Source organism: Sphingobacterium sp. UBA7253 (genome assembly GCF_002472745.1).
In the GTDB taxonomy this organism is placed as follows: Bacteria; Bacteroidota; Bacteroidia; order Sphingobacteriales; family Sphingobacteriaceae; genus Sphingobacterium; species Sphingobacterium siyangense.
Window position 1 is genome coordinate 1 of record NZ_DKSP01000234.1, and the last position, 3,134, is coordinate 3,134.

At 37.2% G+C, this 3,134-nt stretch carries 1 protein-coding gene and 1 pseudogene; both read left to right on the forward strand.

From position 1 onward, the window contains the following. Positions 1–2,871 (forward strand): SusC/RagA family TonB-linked outer membrane protein (locus tag B2X72_RS24740; RefSeq protein WP_286851924.1); only part of this gene is annotated, 2,871 nt, incomplete at its 5' end. Positions 2,872–2,900: 29 nt separating this feature from the next. After that, positions 2,901–3,134 (forward strand): annotated as a pseudogene (locus B2X72_RS24745) (hypothetical protein); the annotation flags it as partial.

The following is a 3,134-nucleotide window of genomic DNA, read 5'->3' on the forward strand; positions in this document are numbered from 1 at the left end:
AGCTTTCAATTGATCAATAATGGCCAGCTACACAGCAGGATTGGTACCACTATTATGGATCGTCTCGAAAATGCCAGCGTGAGCTTACGTATTGACAAAGATTACTTATATCAAGACAGAATGCAGTATGCAGGAATTCCGCAGTATAACTTTGATATTCGCGGACGATCAGCTATCTCTGGTGCAGCTACCAGAACAATTATACTGGACAACGTCGTATTTGACGGCGATTTAAGAGATATTAATCCAAATGATATTGAATCTGTATCTATCTTGAAAGACGCTGTTGCCGCCTCTATTTGGGGCACATATGGTGGCGGTGGAGTAATTGTGTTGACAACCAAGAAAGGCAACTATAATGCGCCATTCAATTTGTCATTTATCACAAACCAAATAATATCCAAAAGACCTAATATTTACAAACTTCCTTATTTAAATAGTAATAGTTTTATTGACTACGAAATTGATCTTTTTAATAAAGGATATTTCGACTACGGATTGTCAGATACATATAGTTATAGCACATTAAGCCCAGTCGTAGAATTATTGGGACAAATGAGAGGGGGCTCCATTACAGAGCAGGAGGCATTGACAAAAATTAATCAATATAGAAAGTATGATACAAGAGATGACTATTATAGATATGTGTATAGGCCAGCGTTTCAACAGCAATATGCATTAAGTTTAGCAGGAGGTAATCGAACTACAGCATATAGATTGTCTTTGGGCTTGGATGATAGTAAAAATTCTGTTATTACATCTTCTAATAACAGAATGACGGTAAAGTCTTCAGTCAAGGTGATTCCAACAAAAAATATGGAGTTGAATGCAGATGTTACTTTTTCCAAAGTGCATGCCAGAGACTTTTCAAATAATCAAGTGATATCCTATCGAGGTACGAATGCTGTAGGATACGAATGGCCCTATCTCAGACTGGTAGACGATAATGGTAATCCGATTACTGTAGATATTGTACCTGTAAGAAGTGTATATAGAGATACAGCTGGTAACGGTAAATTATTGAACTGGGATTTTAATCCACTCGCGGAAGTCGATCAGAACTACCAGATCACTGATCCAAAAGATTTTATGATCAATTTGAATTTGGACTATAAGATACTTCCTGATCTTAAAGTGAATACATCTTACATTTTTCAAGATAATAGTGGACCGATAACCGACTGGACTGGCCAAAATTCATTTTGGGCTCGGCATTTAGTTAATTTTTACACAAAGTGGGATGATAACAGCATTATTCAGCGGCCTATTCCAGTCGGTGATATTATACAATTTGTGAGCAAATCTACTAAAAGTCAGACCGCTCGCGTACAATTTGATTACAATACCATTGAAAAAAAAGGCTTACACCGGATTGACGCTATCATAGGGGGGGAAATTCGGCAGCGTCAACAATCGTCCAATTCTTCTATCCTATATGGATATAATAAAAATAACCTTAATTATCAGCAGGTAGACTATACCAAAGAATATCCTGTACTCAATCTTGGTTTTGGAGGAAGCTTAATTCCAGATGGAGTATATTTGGAAGATCTTGTTAATCGCTATATTTCATATTATGGTAATCTAAATTACACATACAGGGATAAATATGTCTTTTCCGGTAGTTTTAGACAAGATGCCTCTAATCTATTTGGCGCCGGTGCCAATAATAAATGGCAACCGCTTTGGTCGGTGGGCGGATCATGGGTGGCCAGCAAAGAGTCATTTATAAAAAATGATCTATTTAGCCTTCTTAAATTGAGGGCTTCGTATGGTTTCGTCGGACGGGCAAATCCATCCTTTAGCGGTCTACCGCTTCTATCCTACAATGGATTTGATAATATCACAGGATTGCCGTATGCTTCGATAACATCGCCCGCAAATCCGTCTTTAGGTTGGGAAAAAATAGAAACATTAAATCTTGCTTTGGATTTTTCTTTGTGGAAGGACCGTATTGCAGGTTCTTTGGATTTCTATCATAAAAACTCTAAAGAGCTCATCGCACAGATTCAAATAGATCCTACGACAGGTTTTGAGGGGGTACGTAAAAATGGAGGTATGCTAAAAGCAAAAGGATTCGAGCTGACATTAAATTCAAGAAATATAATTGGCAACGTATTAAATTGGAATAGTAGATTTCTTATGAGCCGCAATCGTACGATGGTCTCCTCTTATCCATTTAAGATGCCCTATGCAAGTAGCGTTGCCTCACAGTCAGGAGCGGTAAATTCTTATCTATTAGAAGGGCATGATGAGGGGGCAGTTTTGGTATTTCCATTTGCAGGTCTCGATCCCGAAAATGGTGATCCTCTGGGTTACCTTGATGGACAGGTATCAAAAGATTATTCCAAAATATTATATGGTTCATTAGATCAGCTAAAATATATAGGATCAGGTAGACCCATCTACTATTCTTCCTTGGAAAATGAATTCTCAGTGGGCAATTTTTCAGTTTCTTTCAATCTTCAAGCTCGTCTAAAATTCTTTTTTATGCGGCAAGGTTTTTCAGATTCTATGATGGCTATGTATAGGCTGGGGTATGCGGACTATGACGATAGATGGAAAAATCCAGGCGATGAGCTGACAACTAATGTGCCTTCATCTGTATATCCAATTGACAGTTTTCGGGATGAATTTTATAATAAATCAGAGGCACGCGTAGTGAAAGGTGATAATATAAGGTTGCAGGATATTTCTCTTTCCTATCGTTTGGGCAAAATGAATAAAATTAGGAATATATCTGTTCATGCTTTTATTAAAAATATGAATATTATCCTTTGGAAAGCCAATAAGCTTGGTATTGATCCAGAATACCGCGATGCAGTGCCTTTGCCTCTTACAATATCCTTCGGAGCTAAAATGGATCTATAATCATTGGGTTGAATATTAAAAAACTAAAAATGAAAATTTCAATAATCGGAACTTTTATAGTTTCAATATTTGCCATATCGTGTACGAAATATGTCGATATAAAGCCAGATAAAAAAATGACAGTGCCGCAATCTTTTGAGGACTGTGATGCGTTAATGGATGATAGGAGTACGATGAACTCAAGATTTCCTGTGGGCGGTGAGGTTGCTTCGGATAATTATTATCTGGCAGAAATAAACTACAATGCACTAACAAGTATTTCA